This is a genomic window from Pseudomonas sp. KT_2_4, assembly GCF_041410225.1.
Lineage (GTDB): Bacteria > Pseudomonadota > Gammaproteobacteria > Pseudomonadales > Pseudomonadaceae > Aquipseudomonas > Aquipseudomonas paracarnis.
The window spans coordinates 1,980,868-2,002,339 of the sequence record NZ_CP166962.1; the positions used below are offsets into that span (position 1 = coordinate 1,980,868).

Sequence of the window (21,472 nt, forward strand, 5' to 3'; positions counted from 1 at the left end):
TACGCTCTATCCCCATCAGGAAGGGACGAGTACGGGAACCTGCACATGCCTCATTGGCTGATTATTGACCTTGAAGCCACAACGGATGACGGCGGCTGGCCCGTGACGGAGATGGAAGTCATCGAGATCGGTGCCAGCCTGGTCAACCGCCAGGGCCGCGAACTGGACCACTTCCAGCGCTTTGTGCGGCCCTTGCGCCGGCCATTGCTGACACCCTTTTGCCGCAAACTCACCCATATCACCCAGGCCAATATCGACATGGCCGCGCCGATCACCGAGGTGTGGCCGCTGTTCGAGCGCTGGCTGGGCCAACATCAGCCACGCCTGGAAGGCTGGGCCAGCTGGGGTGACTATGATCGCGTGCAGCTTGAGCTGGAGTGGCAGCGCCATGGCCTCGCCAGCGCCTTGGGCGACACGCCGCATGTGAACCTCAAGCAACGCTTTGCCAAGGCCCGGCGCCTGGACAAGCCGCTGGGGCTCAATGGTGCGCTGCAATTGGCCGGAATGCAGTTCAATGGCCAGCAGCATCGCGCCCTGGAGGATGCACGCAACACCGCGCGCCTGCTGCCACTGATTTTGCCGGTCTAGGCAGCGCTTGCAGCCTTGGGCATACTGGCCAGCCAATTTCCGTTGATGCTGCCCACCTGTAGGAGCGAGCTTGCTCGCGAAGGTCGCCAACGATAACGCAGCGCCTCAGCTTTAACGCGGTGTTCTCAGGTTTTTCGCGAGCAAGCTCGCTCCTACAGTGGTTGGCGTAAGTCTTGACCTTTTTCCGAGGATTCACCCATGTTCAAAGTCAACGAGTACTTCGACGGCACCGTCAAGTCGATCGCTTTCGGCACCGCAGAAGGGCCGGCGACCATCGGCGTGATGGCTCCGGGTGAATACGAATTCGGCACCGCCCAACGTGAAATCATGCACGTGGTCTCCGGCGCCCTGACCGTGAAGCTGCCTGACAGCAGCGACTGGGAAACCTTCGCCGCCGGCAGTCAGTTCCACGTACCGGCCAACAGCAAGTTCCAATTGAAGGTTGCGGTGGACACCGCCTACCTGTGTGAATACCGCGGCTAAGCGGTACCCGGCACACAAAAAAGCCCGTCTCCCACCAGACGGGCTTTTTTTATTCCAACACCGTTACCGGCATGCCGACTTCCAGGCGCCCGATGCCATCGTTGACCAGGTTCTGGCCGAACATCGCGCCCTTTTCGGTCTTGCGGTAGGTTTCCAGTGTCGTGAAGGGCTCGCGATCGGGGCTGCGCTCACCGGTCTGGGGGTCGATGGTGGTGAGGATGCACCGCGAACACGGCTTGACCACCCGAAACTCCATATCGCCGATGCGCAAGCGCTTCCAGCCGTCTTCGGCGAAGGCCTCGGCGCCTTCGATGACCAGGTTGGGACGAAAACGCAGCATCTCCATCGGGCGGCCGATCTTTACACACAAGTCGTCGAGGGAGCCCTGGCCGATCAACAGCAACGGGTAGCCGTCAGCGAAGCCGACCTTGTCGTCATCCTTGCCATAACCGGCTTCGGTGGTGCGCGCACGTTCCAGGGGCAGTTGCACCAGGCGCGTCGGCTTGCCAATGAACGCGCTGACCCAGGCCGCGGCCTCATCGCCAGCATCCGGCACGCGCAGAGTGTCACGCCAAATGGTCACACCGCGCAGTTCGCTGGCGCTGCCCGGCAACGCTACATCCAGCGGCGCGTAGCCCGGCGAGCTCAGGGTGAGGCCCCCGCTGCTGTTCCATAACGCCGAGAGCTGGCTCATCTTCGCCACGGCCCGCTGCGTCAGGAACCGCCCGCTGGCTTCATCCACCAGCATCCAGCGTCGATCCCCGTCCAACCCGAGTTTATCCAGCCCAATCTGCTGCAAAGTTTCGGCCTTGCCGGACTTCAAGGGGTAACGGTACAACGCGCTGAGACGCAGCATGGGCCTGCCTTCCTAGGAAACAAAGTGTCATCCTAAAGTCAGGCGGGCATTTCGTCCAACATCAGTCGCTGGCGCACCACGTCCACCAGCTTGTCCGGCTGGAATTTGGAGAGGAAATTGTCGCAGCCGACCTTCTTGACCATCGAATCATTGAAGCTGCCCGACAGCGAGGTGTGCATCACCACGTACAGACCGCGCAGGCGTGGGTCGTTGCGGATCTCGGTGGTGAGGCGGTAGCCATCCATCTCGGGCATTTCAGCGTCGGTAAAGATCATCAGCAGTTTGTCGGTCATGACCTGGCCACTGTCAGCCCAGGCCTTGAGCATGTTCAATGCCTTGAGGCCGTCGCTGGCAATGTGCATCTTCACACCCAACTGGCCCAGGGTGTCACGCAGCTGCGACAACGCCACGTTGGAGTCATCCACCAGCAGCACTTCGCGGCCACGGGCACGCTCCAGCACCGGGTCTTCAAGTTTGTCCCGGGAGACCTTGGCGTTGTAGGGCACGATCTCGGCGAGGACTTTTTCCACGTCGATGATTTCCACCAGTTGCTCATCGACCTTGCTGATGGCGGTGAGATAGTGCTGGCGACCGGCGCTGGTCGGCGGCGGCAGGATGGCTTCCCAGTTCATGTTGACGATGCGGTCGACGCCGCCCACCAGGAACGCCTGCACCGAGCGGTTGTACTCGGTGACGATAATGGTGCTGTTGGGGCCCGGCACCAGAGGCCGCATACCGATGGCCTGGGACAGGTCGATCACCGGCAGGGTCTGGCCACGCAGGTTGACCACCCCGCACACGAACGGGTGGCGCTGGGGCATCAGGGTCAGCTTGGGCAACTGCAGCACTTCCTGCACTTTGAACACGTTGATCGCGAACAACTGCCGTCCGAAGAGGCGGAACATGAGAATTTCCAGGCGATTCTCACCCACCAATTGCGTGCGTTGATCTACCGTGTCGAGAATGCCGGCCATTAAAAGCTCCTGGTGTACACGCCGCAGGCGCGTTGAAAGGGTGTGCAACTGTATAAGCACGTTATCGGCGGCAAGCGCCGGACCTTGACCCGAATAAAATGCCATGTAAATCCATTGATGTCACACTGACATCATGCTTTACTGCCTAGGCCCCTGATGCTCTTTCAAGCCGCCTTGCGCGACAGTCGAATTGACGTGCAGTTCCACCACATAGGGGATTCCCCTATGCGCAATCAGGCCCAACCTGATATTCGCGATATCTAATAGCCATTAATGTGACGCCATTCTCATTGCATGAATGGAGTCAGGCTTTTGTTTGCCATCCCCAGCCCTTGGCCCACGGGCCTTTCAGGCACTCACGTATCGGCAACTGAAGTCGTGTCATCCCGTACAACCGGGGCTACATACGACTTTCGTGAGCACTTCGCTAAACGTCCTACTGGATTATCAGAATCGACCTACAAGTCCGAGCCGTATTTCAGCGCTAGTTTTACGTCATTCACCCGGTGCGACATCTCATCATCCGACCCTACGTTGCGGAGACCTGCATGATGAACGACGGTAACGAGTGGCAATCTGCACTTCCCGAGTTCCTGCACGAGGCTGAAAAGCTGCTGATCAGGTCAGAAGAGTGCTTGAACCACCTGCATTTGATTCGAAACGACAGTGACGCTATCGACTGCATGAAAGCCAGCCTGAACAAGCTCGCCGAGAGCGCAGACTGCCTCGCATTGCAGGCCATTAGCGAGTTCTCTCGGCAGATTCAATACTTGATTGCCAATGCCGTGAGCCCGGTGCAATTGCATGACCAGGCGCTGCATGCCTTGCATGACTGCTTGACGCTACTGGCCTGGCAACTGGAACTGATCGATATCCGTACTGGCAAGCTTAGTCTGGATGAAGAAGAGCAGTCGTCGCTGATTGAGGCGGTCAGCTTGCAGATCCCGCAAAAAGCCCCCCAATACACTCCGCAGCATGATCGGCGCGCACAATAAATATCAATTAGCTATCAATGCAATAACGATACAAACCAACTTTGTTAATACAACTTTCCATGTTGAACTCTGGGGTGCCTGCCCAGAGTATTCGCGTGGGTCATAAACCCAATCAGACGACCAACGCTAATAGGGGTGTTACTATGCACCCCCCGAAGTGATTTAACTTCAACAGGCTTAAAAACGATTTGGCAGCGCACTCCAAACAGAGCCCGGTCAACCGGCCTCCCCGCAGTGAACCCTCATTGGCTCCATCCGCTATGTACGCCAGTTTCAAGTCACTTGTCGCCAGGTCCGTGTCCCCCAGCCACGCACGCCGCCTTACCCTTTCGCTATGCCTGTGCTCGTTGGTGGCGAGCCTGTGGGTCTATCTGCTGGACGCGCCACTGCCGTTGCTGATCGTGCTGCTCAACCTCGCCACGCTGATGGTGGTCGGGCTGCAACAGTGGCGTTCGCGCACAGCCATCAAGTTCGAGCCTCAGGAACTGGCCGCCCGCCTATTGCAAGTTCAGGAGAACGAACGTCACCGACTCAGCCGCGAACTGCATGACGACATCGGCCAGCTACTGACAGCCGCCAAGCTGCAAAGTGAATGGCTGCAGCGCCGCCTGCCCCAGGATCTGCAAAACCATTGTTCGGTGCTGTGCAATACGCTCAATGAAACCCTGGCCAAGGTGCGTGACGTCTGCGCCATCCTCAACCCGCGCCAACTGACCAGCCTGGGCCTGGAAGCCAGCCTGCGCGCGCACCTGCTCAAGACCCTGGAAAACACCCAGGTGTGCTGGAGCCTGGAGTGCCAGCAACGGCTCACCGGCATCCCCGAAGAAATGGCCGTGGCGGCCTTTCGCGTCACTCAGGAAGCGGTGACCAACATGCTTCGCCATGCAAAGGCTCGCAACCTGCTGGTGCGTCTGCAACGCCTGCCTGAAGGCTTGTCGTTGATAATCTGCGATGACGGCCAGGGGTTCTTGCCTGCCCCCGATCCGGGCCGGGAAGGCCAACGGGGCATGGCCGGTATGTGCGAACGAACACACCAACTGGGAGGCACCTTTTCCGTCAGCAGCGAGCCCGGCAAAGGTACACGCATCAACGCACTTTTCCCTTGGGCGCCCCGCGCTCTCGAACGGGCCAGCGCCCCTAAGGTTCTCGAGTGACCTGCAATTTACTCTTGGTAGACGACCATGCACTGATTCGCGCCGGCGTGCGCGCGCTGATTCTGGATATTCCCGGCTACAGCGTCATCGGCGAAGCCAGCGATGGCGCGCAACTACTGGAGCAATACAGTGCCTTGCAGCCAGATATCGTGCTGCTCGACCTGTCGATGAAGCACACCGGCGGGCTGGATGCCTTGCAGCAACTCAAGCGTTTTTACCCCACGTGCAAGGTGCTGATTCTGTCGATGCACACCGAGCCGGACCTGATCATGCGCGCACTGGAGTCCGGTGCCCACGGCTACCTGCTCAAGGACACCACCGCCAACGAGCTGGAACATGCCCTGCTGGCCCTGCGTAACAACGAACGCTACCTGAGCCCCGCCATCGCCCACACAGTGATCAACCAGGCGCTGATCCGTAGCCAGGCCCCCAGCGCGCCTGTCGCCCACAGCCACAGCCTGACGGCGCGGCAACTGGAAATCCTGCGCTTGATCGTGCGCGGCAAATCCACCCGCGAAATTGCCCACGGCCTGGGCCTGAGCATCAAGACTGTCGAAGCCCACCGCTCGCAGATCATGAAGCGCTTGCAGATTTTTGACGTGGCGGGCCTGGTGTTATTTGCCGTGCGTGAGCAGATCATCAGCCTGGACGACTAACGGCGAACCCAGCGGCAAGTGCACGCGCAGGGCCTTGGGCAGCACCTCGAAGTGCAGGTCGTCGCCTTCCAGCGGCTCGCCGTCGAGGTTGATGTACAAGCCTTGTGCGACCTTGATCTTCACCCAGGGCAGGCGTGCGCGCACGAACATGGTGTCCAGGCCCCAGCCGTTGTTCATCAACTCACGCAACGTGCCGACCACCTCTTGAGGCGCCGGCAAGATGCTGACATCCAACAGCCCGTCATCAGCCAATGCACCGGGGCACAGCACATGCCCGCCACCGGCCTGGCGACCGTTACCGATGCCCAGCGCGAGCAACTCGCCTTTCCAATGGAAATCCGGGCCTTCCAATTCACCGTAGGCGGCTTTCAATTCACTGAAGCGGGTTAAACCGGTAAACAGGTACGCGGCACCGCCCAGGACCTTCTTCAGGTCTTCGGACGTGTTGGCCGTGACCTGGCTGCCAAAACCACCGGTGGCCATGTTCAGGAAGATTTGCCCACCGACCTGGCCCAGGTCAATCGCCTTGGGCGGCACATCCAGCAAGGCCAGGGCGCCAGCCGGCTCCAACGGCACGCCGGCGGCCTTGGCGAAATCATTGGCGGTACCCAGGGGCATCAGCACCAGGCTGGCGTCGGTGTTGGCATGGGCCATGGCTTCGGCCACATCGCGCAAGGTGCCGTCACCACCGCCGGCAATGATATGGGTGTACCCCTCGGCCAGCGCTTCATTGACCAGTCGCCGGGCATCGCCGCCCTCCCACGTCACCCGCACGGCCAGCTCCCCACCCTGCTCACGCCGGGCCAGCACGGCAGCGCGCACATCCTCGTTGAGGGCTTGTTTGCCGTGGAGGATCAACAGGGCTTTGGGGGCGGTCATTTGGGAGAATCTCCTGGGTCAAGGTGCTTGAAGGATGTTGACCTTTGGGGAACAGGAAAAGTCTGTGGCTGGAGAAAATTGATTGAAGTACACAGATCAAGAAGTGGGAGCTGGCTTGCCTGCGATGGCGGCGGTTCAATCGACAAAGACCTCAAATCTGCCACCCAACGGTAACCACGATGCGAAGCGAGCCGCTCTTGATCTTGATCTTGCTCTGCTTTTGATCTCAGGCGCCCCGTTAAACCACGCTGGCCGAACGCAGGCTTGAATTCGTGGGTAACCCGGCAGGACGCCGGGTTAGCCGCCCCGCGCCATGGATGGCGCGTGGCGGCGGCCCACGGATTCAAGACTGTGTTCGGGCACACCGAGCCTAAGCGAGGTGCCGAGTGGTGGGGCAAGAGCGCTTTGCTTACTTTCGCGCTTTTCGAAAGTGAGCCGCCGTCAGGGCGGAACCCTAAGTGGCCGTTACCGCAGGAATGGATATGTACTCGCTATAACAGCGTCGCCTGTCAGGCCGCCTTCGCGAGCAAGCCCGCTCCCACAGTTGGATTGTGGGGTGTCAGGCAGAGAAGTGTCGGCTGATAGGTCGTCATCGCAGGCAAGCCAGCTCCCACAGTTGGATCGGGGGTGTCAGGTAGAGAGGTGTCGGCTGGTAGGCCGTCATCGCAGGCAAGCCAGCTCCCACAGTTGATCGCTGCGGCGGCCAAGCCGCGTCGAGAATCAGCCCTTGTGCAACTTACTCATCAACTGCGCCTCGGCCTGGGTCAGCCCGCACGACTGGGTCAACTCATCCACCGTCGCGCCCATGCCGACCAGCTTGGCCGCCTGGGCAAACGACAGGTTCGACGGATCACGCTGCTCCAACTGCACCAACCTGTCCGGCAACGGCGCAAGAATCGCACGCAGTTCATGCACCTCATCCCCCACCCGCACCGCACTTTGCTGGTAATGATCAACGCGCTTGACCAGTTCCAGAATGCGCCGGTCACGCACCGCATCGCGCTCGGCCTGTTGCAAGGCCAACTCCCGCTGCTGGCGCACATAGCGCAGCACAAACGCCAAGGTCCCGGCCCACAACAGGGCCAGGACAATCACCGCTGCCTCAAGGAACAATCAGATGCTCTCCAGTTCCGACCACTCTTCTTCGCTCATCATCTTGTCCAGCTCAACCAGAATCAGCAGTTCGCCGTTCTTGTTGCACACGCCCTGGATGAACTTGGCCGACTCTTCGTTACCGACGTTCGGTGCGGTTTCCACTTCCGATTGGCGCAGGTAAACCACCTCGGCCACGCTGTCGACCAGGATGCCGACCACTTGCTTGTCGGCCTCGATGATCACGATACGGGTGTTGTCGCTGACTTCAACCGTGTCCAGGCCGAACCGCTGGCGGGTGTCGATCACCGTCACCACGTTGCCACGCAGGTTGATGATGCCCAGCACGTAACTTGGCGCGCCTGGAACCGGGGCGATCTCGGTGTAGCGCAGCACTTCCTGCACGCGCATCACGTTAATGCCGTAGGTTTCGTTGTCCAGCTTGAAGGTCACCCATTGCAGGATCGGATCATCCAAACCTTGTGCGGACGCTGACTTGTTCATTCATCTGACCCCTTCAAATGCCGCTATCGACGGCGTGTGTGCACGTAGGCCGCGCAACCGCACGGCCCTTATTGTTCAATCAACTGCGTTTGTTCTGTGGCATTGCCTTCACCGCACCGCTGGCGATCAACTCGGCCAGTTCGGCGACATCCAGCAACGCGCACATGTGTTCAATCACCGTGCCCGCCAGCCACGGCCGCTGGCCGCGGTGGCTGCGCCATTTGATTTCATTGGGGTCCAGGCGCAACGAGCGGCTGACTTGATGCACCGCCAGCCCCCACTCGTAGCCCTGCACCGAGATCACGTATTGCAGGCCCTGGCGAAAATCATCGCGGTAGCGGTCGGGCATCACCCAGCGCGCCGTATCCAGCACCTTGAGGTTGCCGGCCTGGCTGGGCAGGATGCCGAGGAACCACTCCGGCTGCCCGAACAGCGGCGTCAGCTCCTGGCCTTCCAGGGAATAGATCGAGCCCAGGCACACCAGCGGCACCGCCAGGGTCAACCCGGCGACGTCGAACAGCAGGCACTCGAACGGCTCGGCCGCCCATGAGGGGCGACCGTCGCCCGTCACCGGTGGCGGCGTGATGCTGGGCGGCAGGTGCACGTCCACCAGCGGTTCGACCACCGGCGGCGCCACCACTGCCGGGGCGCTCGGCACCACCACGGGCGCCTCCACCCCCTGCGCATCCCGTGCCTGCTCTTCCATCACCGCCTGCTGGAATTCATCCAGCGGGCTTTCGGGTTCGACAGCAGGCTCAAGTACCAGAATCGGTTCTGGCAGTTCCTCGGCCGTCGCATCCTGCAGCAAGGCATCCAGGTAGGATTCCAGTGCCAGTTGCGGGCGGGTCTTGAATTCGACAGGACGGTTCATCACGCCACCTGCGCCACAAGTTGTTGCGACAGCAGGTGCTTGAGCAACGCACGGTAGGCCAGCACGCCACGGCTCTTGCCGTCGAACTGCGACGGTGTGAGCCCGGCACGGCTGGCGTCACGCAGGCGCGTGTCCACCGGGATGTAACCGTTCCAGATGGTGTCCGGGTAGGCATCGCGCAATACGCGCAAGGTGCCGAGGGACGCCTGGGTGCGACGGTCGAACAAGGTCGGCACGATGCTGAACGGCAGCGCCTGCTTGCGCGAACGGTTGATCATCGCCAGGGTGCTGACCATACGCTCCAGGCCCTTGACCGCCAGGTGCTCGGTCTGCACCGGGATCACCAATTGCTGGCTGGCCGCCAACGCGTTGACCATCAGCACGCCGAGCAACGGCGGGCTGTCGATGATCGCGTAATCGAAGTCCTGCCACAGCTGCGCCAGGGTCTTGGCGATCACCAGGCCCAGGCCGCTCTGGCCTGGCGACTGGCGCTCCAGCGTGGCCAGGGCGGTGCTCGACGGCAGCAGGGAAATGCTTTCGTTGCTGGTGGGCAACAGCAGTTGCCCAGGCAGATCCGCCGGCACGCTGCCCTTGTGCAAAAACAGGTCATAGCAGCTATGTTCCAGCGCATCCGGGTCGTAGCCGAAATAGCTGGTCATGGAACCGTGGGGGTCCAGGTCGACCACGACCACACGCTTGCCCGCTTCGGCCAGCAAACCGGCCAAGGCGATGGAAGTGGTGGTCTTGCCGACTCCACCCTTTTGATTGGCAACTGCCCAGACTCTCATTCGGTTGGTTCCTCCCGGCGGGCACAGGCGCGACCGAGACATTGCATACGGTTATTGAGCCAGCGACGGAGAATTGACGTTACTCGGTCGGACCGGCGGTTTGACAACGGGCGGTGCAGTTTGTGTGCCAGCACGCTTCAACGCCGCATCCGGGGTGGCATTGGCGGTGCCGGTTCCGGTCAGGCTGCGACGCACATCCAGGTTGCGCGAGACCACCAGCACCACCCGGCGGTTACGGGCGCGGCCTTCGACCGTGGCGTTATTGGCCACCGGCTGGAATTCACCATAGCCCACCGACGCCAGGCGCTGGGGGTTCACACCCTGCATCGCCAACATGCGCACGATGCTCGACGCGCGAGCCGAGGACAGTTCCCAGTTGGTCGGGTACTGCGCAGTGCTGATGGGGAAATTGTCGGTGAAGCCTTCCACGTGGATCGGGTTTTCAAACGGTTTGAGGATCGCCGCGACCTTGTCGATGATGGTGAACGCCTGGTCACTGGGCAATGCATCGGCACTGGCGAACAACAGGCTGGAGTTCAGCTCGATCTCCACCCACAACTCATTGCCGCGCACGGTCATCTGGTTGGAGCTGATCAGGTCGCCAAAGGCGGCACTGATATCGTCGGCGATGCTCTTGAGCGGGTCGCTGGTGCCTTGGATGCCAGCAGCGGTTTCATCACTGTCATTGACCAGGGGCTTGGCCGGGGTCACGGCCTTGGGCCGCTCTTCGCCGATAGGGATCGGCTTGAGCGACCGCTCGGCATCGTTGAACACGCCCACCAGCGCCTGGGAAATGATCTTGTACTTGCCTTCGTTGATCGACGAGATCGAGTACATCACCACAAAAAACGCGAACAGCAAGGTGATGAAGTCCGCGTAGGACACCAACCAGCGTTCGTGGTTGACGTGTTCCTCGGGCTCGCGACGGCGACGGCTCACAGGCAGTTCCTCCCCATCAATCCATGAAGCCCTGAAGCTTCAATTCGATTGAGCGCGGGTTCTCGCCCTCGGCAATCGACAGGATGCCTTCGAGCAACATTTCGCGATAACGCGACTGGCGCATGGCAATCGACTTGAGCTTGCTGGCCACCGGCAGCAGCACCAGGTTGGCACTGGCCACGCCGTAGATGGTCGCGACAAATGCCACGGCAATACCGCTGCCCAGTTGCGAAGGATCGGCCAGGTTGCCCATCACGTGGATCAGGCCCATCACCGCGCCGATGATGCCAATGGTCGGCGCGTAGCCGCCCATGCTTTCAAAGACTTTGGCCGCGTTGATGTCACGGCTTTCCTGAGTGTAGAAGTCCACTTCGAGGATGCTGCGGATCGCTTCCGGTTCGGCGCCATCGACCAACAGTTGCAGGCCTTTGCGCGCGTAGCTGTCAGGCTCGGCATCGGCCACGCCTTCCAGGCCCAGCAGGCCTTCCTTGCGGGCGGTGAGGCTCCAATTGACCACGCGGTCGATGCCGCCTGCCAGGTCGACCCGTGGCGGAAAAATGATCCACACCAGAATCTGCATGGCACGCTTGAATGAGCTCAGGGGCGACTGCAACAACGCCGCGCCCACGGTGCCACCGATCACGATCAGCGCTGCCGGGCCGTTGGCCAAGGCGCCGAGGTGGCCGCCTTCCAGGTAGTTGCCACCAATGATGGCGACAAACGCCATGGTGATGCCGATCAGGCTCAACACATCCATCAGAGGCAGGCCTCCACCAGGTGCTTGCCGATGTCGTCCAGGCTGTAGACCGCATCGGCCAGGTCAGCCTTGACGATGGCCATGGGCATGCCATAGATCACGCAACTGGCTTCATCCTGTGCCCAGATGGCGCTGCCGCCCTGCTTGAGCAGGCGCGCACCTTCACGGCCATCGGCGCCCATGCCGGTGAGCACCACCGCCAGAACTTTGTCGCCATAGGACTTGGCCGCCGAACCGAAGGTGATGTCCACACACGGCTTGTAGTTCAGGCGCTCATCGCCCGGCAGGATTTTGATCGCGCCACGCCCGTCCACCATCATCTGCTTGCCGCCCGGCGCCAGCAGTGCCAGGCCAGGACGCAGAATGTCGCCATCCTCGGCTTCCTTCACGGTGATACGGCACAGCTTGTCCAAGCGCTCGGCGAACGCCTTGGTGAATGCCGCCGGCATGTGCTGCACCAGCACAATCGGCGCAGGGAAGTTGGCCGGCAGTTGGGTCAATACCCGCTGCAAGGCCACCGGGCCGCCGGTGGAGGTGCCGATGGCGACCAGCTTGTAAGCCTTGCGCTTGGGTGCCGGCGAATGCGCACTCGGCGCTGCGGCGGCACGCACCGGCGCGACCGCAGGCCGGGCCACGGGCGCCGGGGCCGGGCGCGCAAACGACGAACTGGGCGCCGCTGCGGCGGGCGCAGGCGTAGGGGCTGGCGCAGGTGTGCTGAACAGGCTGCGACGGTTACTGCGGGAAATGCTGTGCACCTTCTCGCACAGCATCTGCTTGACCTTGTCGGGGTTGCGCGAGATGTCTTCGAAATTCTTCGGCAAAAAGTCCACCGCGCCGGCATCCAAAGCGTCGAGGGTCACCCGCGCGCCTTCGTGAGTCAGCGAGGAAAACATCAATACCGGTGTAGGGCAGCGTTGCATGATGTGGCGCACGGCCGTGATGCCATCCATCATCGGCATCTCGTAGTCCATGGTGATCACGTCCGGCTTCAAGGCAATGGCTTGATCGATCGCCTCTTTGCCGTTGGTGGCCGTGCCGACCACCTGGATCGTTGGATCAGCGGAAAGAATTTCCGAGACGCGGCGGCGGAAGAAACCCGAATCGTCCACCACCAGGACCTTGACTGCCATAAACACTCCGTTAGGCGGGGCGGGCATGACCGCCCTGCCCCACCAGAATCAAATACGCCGTGCGGCGTAACGCTTGAGCATGCTCGGAACATCGAGAATCAGTGCGATGCGACCGTCACCGGTAATGGTTGCGCCCGACATGCCTGGGGTTCCCTGCAGCATCTTGCCCAAAGGCTTGATCACCACTTCTTCCTGGCCCACCAGTTGGTCGACCACAAAGCCGATGCGCTGGGTACCCACGGACAGAATCACCACATGACCTTCGCGTTGTTCTTCATGGGCGGCCGAGGCCACCAGCCAACGCTTGAGGTAGAACAGCGGCAACGCCTTGTCACGCACGATCACCACTTCCTGGCCGTCCACCACGTTAGTGCGCGACAGGTCGAGGTGGAAGATCTCGTTGACGTTGACCAGCGGGAAGGCGAACGCCTGGTTGCCCAGCATCACCATCAGGGTCGGCATGATCGCCAGGGTCAACGGCACCTTGATGACGATCTTGGAGCCCTGGCCCTTGGTCGAGTAGATATTGATCGAGCCGTTGAGCTGGCTGATCTTGGTCTTCACCACGTCCATGCCCACGCCACGCCCGGACACGTCGGAGATCTCGGTTTTGGTCGAAAAGCCCGGGGCAAAGATCAGGTTGTAGCACTCGGTGTCGGTCAGGCGGTCGGCGGCGTCCTTGTCCATCACGCCGCGCTTGACCGCGATATTGCGCAAGATGGTCGGGTCCATGCCTTTGCCGTCATCGGTGATCGACAGCAGGATGTGGTCGCCCTCTTGCTCCGCCGCCAAAATCACTTTGCCGTTGCGGGACTTGCCCGCAGCTTCGCGTTCTTCCGGAGTTTCTACGCCGTGGTCGACCGCGTTGCGCACCAAGTGGACCAGCGGGTCAGCCAGAGCCTCGACGAGGTTTTTGTCGAGGTCGGTTTCTTCGCCCACCAGTTCCAGGTTGATTTCTTTCTTGAGCTGGCGCGCCAGGTCACGAACCAGGCGCGGGAAACGGCCGAAGACTTTCTTGATCGGCTGCATCCGCGTTTTCATCACCGCGGTTTGCAGGTCGGCGGTGACCACGTCGAGGTTCGACACGGCCTTCTGCATGGCTTCGTCGCCGCTGTTCAGGCCCAGGCGCACTAGGCGGTTACGCACCAGCACCAGTTCGCCCACCATGTTCATGATGTCGTCCAGGCGCGCGGTATCCACACGCACGGTGGTTTCGGCTTCGCTGGCAGGTTTTTCCGCTGCCGCTGGGGCCGCTGCACGCGCAGGGGCCGGGGCGGCGGCAGGTGCTGGCTTGGCTGCCGGCGCAGGTTTGGCAGCAACCGGTGCCGCAGTGGCTGGTGCTGCAACCTGCGCGGCCGCGGCCGGGGCAACTTCGCTGAACTTGCCTTTGCCGTGCAGCTCGTCGAGCAAGGCTTCGAATTCGTGATCCGAGATCAACCCGTCACCGGCCGGTGCGGTACTGGCCGCTGGCGCAGCGGCGGCGGCAGTCGCTGCAACCTCGGGCAGGGCTTCGGCCACAAAGGTGCCTTTGCCATGCAGTTGGTCGAGCAGTGCCTCGAATTCGTCGTCGGTAATGTCAGTGCTGGTGTTGGCAGCGGGTGCTTCTGGCGTCGCCGCAGGAGGTGCCACGGCATCCGCCGCGAACTGGCCTTTGCCGTGCAACTGGTCGAGCAACGACTCGAACTCGGCGTCCGTAATGTCTTCACTGCTCGGCGTCGCGGCAGGCTGCACCGGCACTTCAGCTTCGGCCTTGACCGCGCTGAGGGAGTTGAGCAGTTGTTCGAACTCGCTGTCGGTCACGTCCGGCTCGGCTTGCGCCACCGGCTCCGGTGCGGCCTCGACCACCGGCGCAGCCGCGGTATCGGCAGGTTCGGCCAGGCGCGCCAGGGCGGCCAGCAGTTCCGGCGTGGCGGCAGTGATCGGTGCACGTTCACGCACTTGGCTGAACATGCCGTTGACCGCATCCAGTGCTTCGAGAATCACGTCCATCAGTTCCGAGTCGACGTGACGCTCACCCTTGCGCAGGATGTCGAAAACGTTCTCGGCGATGTGACAGCACTCCACCAGCTCATGGAGCTGGAGGAAGCCGGCGCCCCCTTTTACAGTGTGAAAACCGCGAAAAATTGCATTGAGCAGGTTCGCATCATCCGGTCGGCTTTCCAGCTCGACCAGTTGTTCGGACAGTTGCTCTAGAATTTCGCCGGCCTCTACAAGGAAATCCTGAAGGATTTCTTCATCGGCGCCGAAGCTCATGTGGGTGCTCCTTAGAAGCCTAAACTGGATAACAGGTCATCTACGTCATCCTGACCTGACACAACGTCTTCACGTTTATCGGCATGAATCTGCGGACCTTCACCCTTGGCGAGATGTTTTTGTGGATCTTTTTCAGAGAGGATCGCTTCACGGTCATGTTCGATGCCGGCAAAACGATCGACCTGGCCGGCCATCAGCACCAATTTGAGCAAGTTGCTTTCCACTTCGGTAACCAACTGGGTCACGCGCTTGATCACCTGGCCGGTGAGGTCCTGGTAATCCTGGGCCAGCAGGATGTCGTTGAGGTTGCTGGCCACCGTGCGGTTTTCCTGTTCGCTGCGCGACAGGAACCCGTCGACGCGACGCGCCAGTTCACGAAACTCTTCAGCGCCCACTTCGCGGCGCATGAAGCGGCCCCAGTCCTGGCTCAAGGCCTGGGCTTCGGTGGCCATGCCGTTGACCAGGGGCGTGGCGTTTTCCACCAGGTCCATGGTGCGGTTGGCCGCCGCCTCAGTCAGCCTGACCACATAGGACAGGCGCTCGGTGGCGTCGGTAATCTGGGAAATTTCTTCGGCCTGGGGCATGCGCGGGTCAATCTGGAAATTGACGATTGCGCTGTGCAGCTCGCGTGTGAGCTTGCCCACTTCCTGGTACAGGCCGCGGTCACGGGTCTGGTTAAGCTCATGGATCAACTGCACCGCATCGGCGAACTGGCCTTTTTCCAGGCTGTCGACCAACTGGTGAGCATGTTTTTTCAGGGTCGACTCAAAGTCGCCCTGTGACGTTTCGTTATGCTCCATAGCTCCCCCGCGATGGCATTAGCCGTGGATGCGTTCGAAGATTTTCTCGATCTTCTCTTTCAAGGCCAGTGCCGTGAATGGTTTGACCACATAACCGTTGACCCCGGCTTGGGCGGCTTCGATGATCTGTTCGCGCTTGGCTTCGGCGGTCACCATCAGCACAGGCAAGCTGCGCAGTTTTTCATCGGCGCGCACATGGCGCAGCAGGTCGATACCGGTCATGCCCGGCATGTTCCAGTCGGTTACCAGAAAGTCGATGCTCCCGCTGTTGAGGATCGGAATGGCCGTCAGGCCATCATCCGCCTCGACCGTGTTGGTGAACCCAAGGTCACGCAACAGGTTTTTAATGATCCGCCGCATCGTTGAGAAGTCATCAACGATGAGGATTTTCATGTTCTTGTCCAATTCGACCTCCAAGCAGTCTTAAACGCGCCCAGCACCTGGACGCGCCATTTCAATCAACAGGCGTTACACAAAAAGGACTGCCCAGGGCACCACGGCACACAGCCGCGAAACCTTGCGATCTCACGGCAGCGTCTGCAGTGCCCCCACACTGCCTGTCAGCGCGCGCGCCACTCGGCCAATCGGCCCCGCAAGCGGGCTGCGCACTGGCTATGCAACTGGCTGACACGCGATTCGCTGACCCCCAGTACCTCACCGATTTCCTTGAGGTTCAGCTCTTCGTCGTAGTACAGCGCCAGCACCAGCCGCTCACGCTCTGGCAAATTGGCGATTGCATCGGCCAACGCGCCCTGGAAACGTTCATCTTCCAGGTCGCGCGACGGCTCCGTATGCGCGCTCGCGCCGTCCTCGTGCAGCCCTTCGTGTTCGCCGTCCTGTAAAAGGTCGTCAAAACTGAACAGGCGGCTGCCCAAGGTATCGTTCAAAATCCCGTAATAATCGTCGAGACTCAATTGGAGTTCGGCCGCAACTTCATGATCTTTAGCGTCACGACCGGTTTTTGCTTCAATTGCTCGAATTGCATCACTGACCATGCGCGTATTGCGGTGTACCGAACGCGGCGCCCAATCGCCTTTACGCACCTCGTCGAGCATCGCGCCACGGATACGGATACCCGCATACGTTTCGAAACTGGCACCCTTGCTGGCGTCGTATTTGGTCGAGACTTCAAGCAGGCCGATCATGCCGGCCTGGATCAAGTCTTCAACCTGCACACTCGCGGGCAGGCGCGCCAACAGGTGATAGGCAATGCGCTTGACCAACGGCGCATAGCGCTCGATCAATTCGCCCTGGCTGTCACGTGCCGACTTTTTGTAAAGGTTGTAGCCGCTGGATGTCATAGCACCGGTCCTGCGCTCGTCTGATGCACCAAACGCTCGACGAAAAACTCCAGATGCCCCCGCGGGTTGGCGGGCAACGGCCAGGTATCGACCTTCTGGGCAATGGCCTTGAACGCCAGTGCGCATTTCGAACGAGGGAACGCTTCGTAGACCGCACGCTGCTTTTGCACGGCCTTGCGCACACACTCGTCATAGGGAACTGCGCCGACGTATTGTAAAGCCACATCGAGGAAGCGGTCCGTGACCTTGGTCAACTTGGCGAACAGGTTGCGCCCTTCCTGCGGGCTCTGGGCCATGTTGGCCAGCACGCGGAAGCGATTCATGCCGTAGTCACGGTTAAGCAGTTTGATCAGCGCGTAGGCATCGGTGATCGAGGTGGGCTCGTCGCACACCACCAACAGCACTTCCTGCGCTGCGCGCACAAAGCTGACCACCGACTCGCCGATCCCGGCGGCGGTGTCGATCACCAGCACGTCGAGGTTGTCGCCGATGTCGCTGAACGCCTGGATCAGCCCGGCATGCTGCGCGGGGCTCAGGTGCACCATGCTCTGGGTGCCCGAGGCCGCCGGCACGATGCGAATGCCACCAGGGCCCTGGAGCAGCACATCGCGCAGCTCGCAGCGGCCCTCGATCACATCGGCCAGGGTATGTTTGGGTGTCAGCCCCAGGAGAACGTCCACGTTCGCCAAGCCCAGGTCAGCATCCAGCAGCATGACGCGACGGCCAAGCTCTGCCAGGGCCAGGGACAAATTCACTGACACGTTAGTTTTCCCGACGCCACCTTTGCCGCCGGTCACCGCGATCACCTGTACGGGATGCATGCTGCCCATTTTATTTCTTTACCTTGTCTTGCTTAGACGCAGGCTACATGGCTTGGCCGCGTGAATCGCTTGCAGACCATCGATGTAGGTACATTTCACGGTGTTCATCCTGCCTCAACCCACCCGTTTAGCCGGGTGGTGGTAAAGGTCGGCGAACATATCGGCCATCGCTTCCTCGCTAGGCTCGTCTTGCATTTGCACACTCACGGCACGGCTGACCAACTGATGACGGCGCGGCAGATGCAGATCATCCGGGATCCGCGGCCCGTCGGTGAGGTAGGCAACCGGTAATTCATGGCTGATGGCCAGGCTCAATACCTCGCCCAGGCTCGCGGTTTCGTCGAGTTTGGTGAGGATGCAGCCGGCCAGGCCGCAACGCTTGTAGCTGTGATAGGCAGCGGTAAGAACCTGTTTCTGGCTGGTGGTTGCAAGCACCAGGTAATTTTTCGACTTGATGCCACGCCCGGCCAGGCTTTCGAGCTGCATGCGCAGCGCTGGATCACTGGCTTGCAGGCCGGCGGTATCGATCAGCACCACGCGCTTGCGCAGCAACGGCTCGAGGGCATTGGCCAGGGACTGGCCCGGGTCGACATGGGTCACCGGCACGTTGAGAATGCGGCCCAGGGTCTTGAGCTGCTCCTGGGCGCCGATGCGGTAGCTGTCCATGCTCACCAACGCGATATTCTGTGCGCCGTACTTAAGCACATAACGGGCGGCCAGCTTGGCCAGGGTGGTGGTCTTGCCCATGCCGGCGGGGCCGACCATGGCGATCACACCGCCCTCTTCCAGGGGTTCGATTTCCGGCGTGGCGATCATGCGCGCCAGATGCGCCAGCAACATGCGCCAGGCCTGACGAGGTTCTTCGACTTCGGCGGTCAAGGCCAGCAGGTCGCGGGACAACGGGCCGGACAAGCCGATGCGTTGCAAGCGGCGCCACAGGTTGGCTTGCTGGGGCTTGCTGCCTTGCAACTGAGTCCAGGCCAACGAGCCCAGCTGCACTTCGAGCAATTCACGCAGGCCATTGAGTTCAAAGCGCATCGAGTCGATCACACGCTGGTCAACTGCGGCGGCCGGGGCAGGCGCTGCAGGACGCGGCGGTTCGACAAAGGTGGGCTCAACCAGCGGCTCGGCGGCGGTCAGCGGCAGGCCGGCGAATAATTGGCGATTGGTGCTGGCATCGCTGTCACCGCGCATGCTCAGTTCAGCCTGGGCCGACACAATGCGCGAGGCGGTCTTGCGCAGCTCGTCTTCGAGTTCCATGTTCGGCACGCGCGGGGCCAGCGCCTGGGGCGTGTAATCCAGGGCAGCCGTCAGCTCGACACCGCCGGCAATCCGACGGTTACCGATAATCGCGGCATCGGCGCCCAGCTCATCGCGGACCAACTTCATGGCCTGACGCATATCGGCGGCGAAAAAACGCTTAACTTGCATAACCCACTACCTCAGCCATTGGGCCCAACTGTCGCGACGATAGTCACTTGCTTATTGTCAGGAATTTCCTGGTAAGCCAACACGTGCAAATTCGGTACAGCCAGGCGTCCAAACCGCGACAACATCGCGCGAACCGGGCCGGCCACCAGCAGGATCACCGGGTTGCCCTGCATTTCCTGGCGCTGTGCGGCGTCGATCAACGAACGCTGCAGCTTTTCAGCCATGCTTGGCTCCAGTAAAACGCCCTCTTCCTGGCCTTGCCCTGCCTTCTGAATACTATTGAGCAATATTTGTTCCAACCTGGGCTCCAAGGTGATCACAGGCAGCTCGGACTCAGTCCCTACAATGCTTTGCACGATTGCGCGGGACACGCCGACACGCACCGCCGCCACCAGAGCGGCAGTATCTTGACTCTTGGCGGCATTGTTGGCGATGGCCTCGGCAATGCTGCGAATGTCGCGCACAGGCACCTGTTCGGCCAACAGCGCTTGCAACACCTTGAGCAACTGCGACAACGACAGCACGCCAGGCACCAGCTCTTCGGCCAGTTTTGGCGACGATTTGGCCAGCAAGCCCATCAATTGCTGGACTTCCTCGTGGCCGATCAGCTCGTGGGAGTGCTTGTAGAGAATCTGGTTGAGGTGCGTGGCGACCACGGTGCTGGCATCCACCACGGTGTAACCGAGGGACTGCGCCTGGCTGCGCTGGCTGACTTCGATCCACACCGCTTCCAGGCCGAAAGCCGGATCTTTGGCGGTGATGCCGTTGAGCGTACCGAACACTTGGCCGGGGTTGATCGCCAGTTCGCGGTCCGGGTAGATCTCGGCTTCGGCCAGGATCACCCCCATCAGGGTCAGGCGATAGGCGCTGGGGGCCAGGTCGAGGTTGTCACGGATATGCACAGTGGGCATCAGGAAGCCCAAGTCCTGCGACAGCTTCTTGCGCACGCCCTTGATTCGCGCCAGCAGTTGCCCACCCTGGTTGCGGTCGACCAGCGGGATCAGGCGGTAGCCGACTTCCAGGCCGATCATGTCGATGGGCGTGACGTCGTCCCAGCCCAGTTCCTTGGTTTCCTGGGCACGGGCCGGGGATGGCAGCAGATCCTGTTGACGGGCAATCTCCTGCTCGGCCTGGACCTTGACCTGGTTCTGCTTCTTCCAGAACAGGTACGCCGCGCCACCCGCCAGGGCCGCCATGCTCAGGAACGAGAAGTGCGGCATGCCCGGCACGATACCCATGATCGCCATAATGCCCGCCGCCACGGCCAGGGCCTTGGGCGAAGCGAACATCTGCCGGCTGATCTGCTTGCCCATGTCTTCGGAGCCCGAAGCACGGGTAACCATGATGGCCGCCGCTGTGGATAACAACAGTGATGGCAATTGCGCCACTAAACCGTCACCAATGGTCAGCAAGGCGTACACCTTGCCGGCATCGCCGAAGGTCATGCCGTGCTGGAAGATACCGACCGCCATGCCGCCGATCAGGTTGATAAACAGAATCAACAGGCCAGCGATGGCGTCACCGCGCACAAATTTGCTGGCGCCGTCCATGGAGCCGTAGAACTCGGCTTCCTGAGCAACTTCGGCCCGGCGCGACTTGGCTTGGTTCTGGTCGATCAAGCCGGCGTTGAGGTCGGCGTCGATGGCCATCTGCTTGCCGGGCATGGCGTCGAGGGTAAACCGCGCGCTCACCTCGGAAATCCGCCCGGCGCCCTTGGTCACCACCACAAAGTTGATGATCATCAGGATCGCGAACACCACGATACCGACCACGTAGTTACCGCCGATCACCACCTCACCGAAGGCCTGGATCACCTTACCGGCAGCGGCATGACCGTCCTGGCCGTGGAGCATCACCACCCGCGTGGAGGCGACGTTCAATGCCAGACGTAGCAGGGTCGCCACCAGCAGAATCGTCGGGAACACCGCGAAATCCAGCGGCCGCAAGGCGTACACGCACACCAGCAAGACCACGACAGACAGGGCAATGTTGAAGGTAAAGAACACGTCGAGCAGGAACGGCGGCATCGGCAACATCATCATTGCCAGCATCACCAGCAACAACAACGGCACACCCAGATTGCCCCGCGACAGGTCAGTCAGGGTGCCACGGGCCGTGTTGAGCATTTGAGAGCGATCTACCACCGGTATTCCTCGGGTCCTTGAAGCAAAGTTTTGACGCTGGAGGGCGACTTGGAGGC

The 21,472-nt window shown here is 61.1% G+C and carries 22 protein-coding genes; 5 read left to right on the forward strand and 17 right to left on the reverse strand.

Features of this window, described 5'->3' with window-relative positions:
- Positions 1-45: 45 nt before the first annotated feature.
- Positions 46-588: an exonuclease domain-containing protein gene (locus tag AB9N64_RS09040; protein ID WP_019818536.1), complete on the forward strand. Its 543-nt coding sequence runs from the start codon at positions 46-48 to the stop codon at positions 586-588.
- Between the two features lie 198 nt (positions 589-786).
- Positions 787-1,071, forward strand: coding sequence for a pyrimidine/purine nucleoside phosphorylase (locus AB9N64_RS09045; protein ID WP_014719324.1), 285 nt, complete (start codon positions 787-789; stop codon positions 1,069-1,071).
- 49 nt (positions 1,072-1,120) lie between these two features.
- Here AB9N64_RS09045 and AB9N64_RS09050 read toward each other — a convergent pair whose 3' ends face one another.
- Entirely contained in the window at positions 1,121-1,927 is an 807-nt protein-coding gene (locus tag AB9N64_RS09050) for an MOSC domain-containing protein (RefSeq protein ID WP_014719325.1), read from the reverse strand.
- A 38-nt stretch (positions 1,928-1,965) separates the two neighbouring features.
- Complete coding sequence (locus AB9N64_RS09055) at positions 1,966-2,901, reverse strand: chemotaxis protein CheV (RefSeq protein WP_003192887.1); 936 nt, start codon at positions 2,899-2,901, stop codon at positions 1,966-1,968.
- Between the two features lie 548 nt (positions 2,902-3,449).
- On the opposite strand from AB9N64_RS09055, the gene AB9N64_RS09060 reads away from it, so the two are divergent.
- The 3 genes from AB9N64_RS09060 (at position 3,450) to AB9N64_RS09070 (ending at position 5,706) form a co-directional block, all read left to right on the forward strand.
- Complete coding sequence (locus tag AB9N64_RS09060; RefSeq protein ID WP_014719326.1) at positions 3,450-3,896, forward strand: hypothetical protein; 447 nt, start codon at positions 3,450-3,452, stop codon at positions 3,894-3,896.
- Positions 3,897-4,156: 260 nt separating this feature from the next.
- Positions 4,157-5,050 (forward strand): sensor histidine kinase, encoded by an 894-nt coding sequence (locus AB9N64_RS09065; protein WP_060767608.1) that lies wholly within the window; start codon positions 4,157-4,159, stop codon positions 5,048-5,050.
- Positions 5,047-5,706, forward strand: a complete 660-nt coding sequence (locus tag AB9N64_RS09070) for a response regulator transcription factor (RefSeq protein WP_014719328.1) — start codon at positions 5,047-5,049, stop codon at positions 5,704-5,706. The genes AB9N64_RS09065 and AB9N64_RS09070 overlap by 4 nt, the downstream gene beginning before the upstream one ends.
- Here AB9N64_RS09070 and yegS read toward each other — a convergent pair.
- From yegS to flhA, 15 genes are all read right to left on the reverse strand, one after another.
- Positions 5,665-6,585, reverse strand: a complete 921-nt coding sequence (gene yegS / locus AB9N64_RS09075; protein WP_019818546.1) for a lipid kinase YegS — start codon at positions 6,583-6,585, stop codon at positions 5,665-5,667. The genes AB9N64_RS09070 and yegS overlap by 42 nt on opposite strands.
- A gap of 720 nt (positions 6,586-7,305) precedes the next feature.
- Positions 7,306-7,698 carry a DUF2802 domain-containing protein gene (locus AB9N64_RS09080; protein ID WP_014719330.1) on the reverse strand — a complete coding sequence of 131 codons (393 nt, stop codon included), beginning with the start codon at positions 7,696-7,698 and terminating at the stop codon, positions 7,306-7,308.
- On the reverse strand, positions 7,699-8,181 hold the full coding sequence (locus tag AB9N64_RS09085) for a chemotaxis protein CheW (protein ID WP_003192896.1): 483 nt from the start codon (positions 8,179-8,181) through the stop codon (positions 7,699-7,701). It abuts the gene before it with no gap.
- Between the two features lie 79 nt (positions 8,182-8,260).
- A complete protein-coding gene (locus AB9N64_RS09090; protein ID WP_032902451.1) occupies positions 8,261-9,052 on the reverse strand; it encodes a CheW domain-containing protein in 792 nt (263 codons plus the stop codon).
- Entirely contained in the window at positions 9,052-9,840 is a 789-nt protein-coding gene (locus AB9N64_RS09095; RefSeq protein ID WP_014719332.1) for a ParA family protein, read from the reverse strand. The genes AB9N64_RS09090 and AB9N64_RS09095 overlap by 1 nt, the downstream gene beginning before the upstream one ends.
- 51 nt (positions 9,841-9,891) lie before the next feature.
- Positions 9,892-10,779, reverse strand: a complete 888-nt coding sequence (motD, locus tag AB9N64_RS09100; protein ID WP_371360200.1) for a flagellar motor protein MotD — start codon at positions 10,777-10,779, stop codon at positions 9,892-9,894.
- A 16-nt stretch (positions 10,780-10,795) separates the two neighbouring features.
- On the reverse strand, positions 10,796-11,536 hold the full coding sequence (locus tag AB9N64_RS09105) for a flagellar motor protein (protein WP_003192902.1): 741 nt from the start codon (positions 11,534-11,536) through the stop codon (positions 10,796-10,798).
- Positions 11,536-12,666 carry a chemotaxis response regulator protein-glutamate methylesterase gene (locus tag AB9N64_RS09110; RefSeq protein WP_003192904.1) on the reverse strand — a complete coding sequence of 377 codons (1,131 nt, stop codon included), beginning with the start codon at positions 12,664-12,666 and terminating at the stop codon, positions 11,536-11,538. Before AB9N64_RS09110 ends, AB9N64_RS09105 begins: the two co-directional genes overlap by 1 nt.
- Positions 12,667-12,714: 48 nt before the next feature.
- Entirely contained in the window at positions 12,715-14,919 is a 2,205-nt protein-coding gene (locus AB9N64_RS09115; protein WP_014719334.1) for a chemotaxis protein CheA, read from the reverse strand.
- A gap of 11 nt (positions 14,920-14,930) precedes the next feature.
- Entirely contained in the window at positions 14,931-15,719 is a 789-nt protein-coding gene (locus AB9N64_RS09120) for a protein phosphatase CheZ (protein WP_003192906.1), read from the reverse strand.
- A gap of 18 nt (positions 15,720-15,737) precedes the next feature.
- Entirely contained in the window at positions 15,738-16,112 is a 375-nt protein-coding gene (locus AB9N64_RS09125) for a chemotaxis response regulator CheY (protein WP_003192908.1), read from the reverse strand.
- Positions 16,113-16,279: 167 nt separating this feature from the next.
- A complete protein-coding gene (fliA, locus tag AB9N64_RS09130) occupies positions 16,280-17,020 on the reverse strand; it encodes an RNA polymerase sigma factor FliA (protein WP_003192909.1) in 741 nt (246 codons plus the stop codon).
- Positions 17,017-17,850, reverse strand: a complete 834-nt coding sequence (gene fleN / locus AB9N64_RS09135; protein WP_003192912.1) for a flagellar synthesis regulator FleN — start codon at positions 17,848-17,850, stop codon at positions 17,017-17,019. The genes fliA and fleN overlap by 4 nt, the downstream gene beginning before the upstream one ends.
- A gap of 105 nt (positions 17,851-17,955) precedes the next feature.
- Positions 17,956-19,272: a flagellar biosynthesis protein FlhF gene (gene flhF, locus AB9N64_RS09140; protein WP_019818351.1), complete on the reverse strand. Its 1,317-nt coding sequence runs from the start codon at positions 19,270-19,272 to the stop codon at positions 17,956-17,958.
- Between the two features lie 11 nt (positions 19,273-19,283).
- Complete coding sequence (gene flhA, locus AB9N64_RS09145) at positions 19,284-21,398, reverse strand: flagellar biosynthesis protein FlhA (RefSeq protein WP_019818353.1); 2,115 nt, start codon at positions 21,396-21,398, stop codon at positions 19,284-19,286.
- Positions 21,399-21,472: the final 74 nt, after the last annotated feature.

Excerpts from the sequence above, each read along its gene's own strand:
- AB9N64_RS09040 (WP_019818536.1), top strand. The coding sequence starts at position 46 with ATGCCTCATTGGCTGATTATTGACCTTGAAGCCACAACGGATGACGGC.
- AB9N64_RS09045 (WP_014719324.1), top strand. The coding sequence starts at position 787 with ATGTTCAAAGTCAACGAGTACTTCGACGGCACCGTCAAGTCGATCGCT.
- AB9N64_RS09050 (WP_014719325.1), bottom strand. The coding sequence starts at position 1,927 with ATGCTGCGTCTCAGCGCGTTGTACCGTTACCCCTTGAAGTCCGGCAAG.
- AB9N64_RS09055 (WP_003192887.1), bottom strand. The coding sequence starts at position 2,901 with ATGGCCGGCATTCTCGACACGGTAGATCAACGCACGCAATTGGTGGGT.
- AB9N64_RS09060 (WP_014719326.1), top strand. The coding sequence starts at position 3,450 with ATGATGAACGACGGTAACGAGTGGCAATCTGCACTTCCCGAGTTCCTG.
- AB9N64_RS09065 (WP_060767608.1), top strand. The coding sequence starts at position 4,157 with ATGTACGCCAGTTTCAAGTCACTTGTCGCCAGGTCCGTGTCCCCCAGC.
- yegS (WP_019818546.1), bottom strand. The coding sequence starts at position 6,585 with ATGACCGCCCCCAAAGCCCTGTTGATCCTCCACGGCAAACAAGCCCTC.
- AB9N64_RS09085 (WP_003192896.1), bottom strand. The coding sequence starts at position 8,181 with ATGAACAAGTCAGCGTCCGCACAAGGTTTGGATGATCCGATCCTGCAA.
- AB9N64_RS09090 (WP_032902451.1), bottom strand. The coding sequence starts at position 9,052 with ATGAACCGTCCTGTCGAATTCAAGACCCGCCCGCAACTGGCACTGGAA.
- AB9N64_RS09095 (WP_014719332.1), bottom strand. The coding sequence starts at position 9,840 with ATGAGAGTCTGGGCAGTTGCCAATCAAAAGGGTGGAGTCGGCAAGACC.
- AB9N64_RS09105 (WP_003192902.1), bottom strand. The coding sequence starts at position 11,536 with ATGGATGTGTTGAGCCTGATCGGCATCACCATGGCGTTTGTCGCCATC.
- AB9N64_RS09110 (WP_003192904.1), bottom strand. The coding sequence starts at position 12,666 with ATGGCAGTCAAGGTCCTGGTGGTGGACGATTCGGGTTTCTTCCGCCGC.
- AB9N64_RS09115 (WP_014719334.1), bottom strand. The coding sequence starts at position 14,919 with ATGAGCTTCGGCGCCGATGAAGAAATCCTTCAGGATTTCCTTGTAGAG.
- AB9N64_RS09120 (WP_003192906.1), bottom strand. The coding sequence starts at position 15,719 with ATGGAGCATAACGAAACGTCACAGGGCGACTTTGAGTCGACCCTGAAA.
- AB9N64_RS09125 (WP_003192908.1), bottom strand. The coding sequence starts at position 16,112 with ATGAAAATCCTCATCGTTGATGACTTCTCAACGATGCGGCGGATCATT.
- fliA (WP_003192909.1), bottom strand. The coding sequence starts at position 17,020 with ATGACATCCAGCGGCTACAACCTTTACAAAAAGTCGGCACGTGACAGC.
- fleN (WP_003192912.1), bottom strand. The coding sequence starts at position 17,850 with ATGGGCAGCATGCATCCCGTACAGGTGATCGCGGTGACCGGCGGCAAA.
- flhF (WP_019818351.1), bottom strand. The coding sequence starts at position 19,272 with ATGCAAGTTAAGCGTTTTTTCGCCGCCGATATGCGTCAGGCCATGAAG.
- flhA (WP_019818353.1), bottom strand. The coding sequence starts at position 21,398 with ATGCTCAACACGGCCCGTGGCACCCTGACTGACCTGTCGCGGGGCAAT.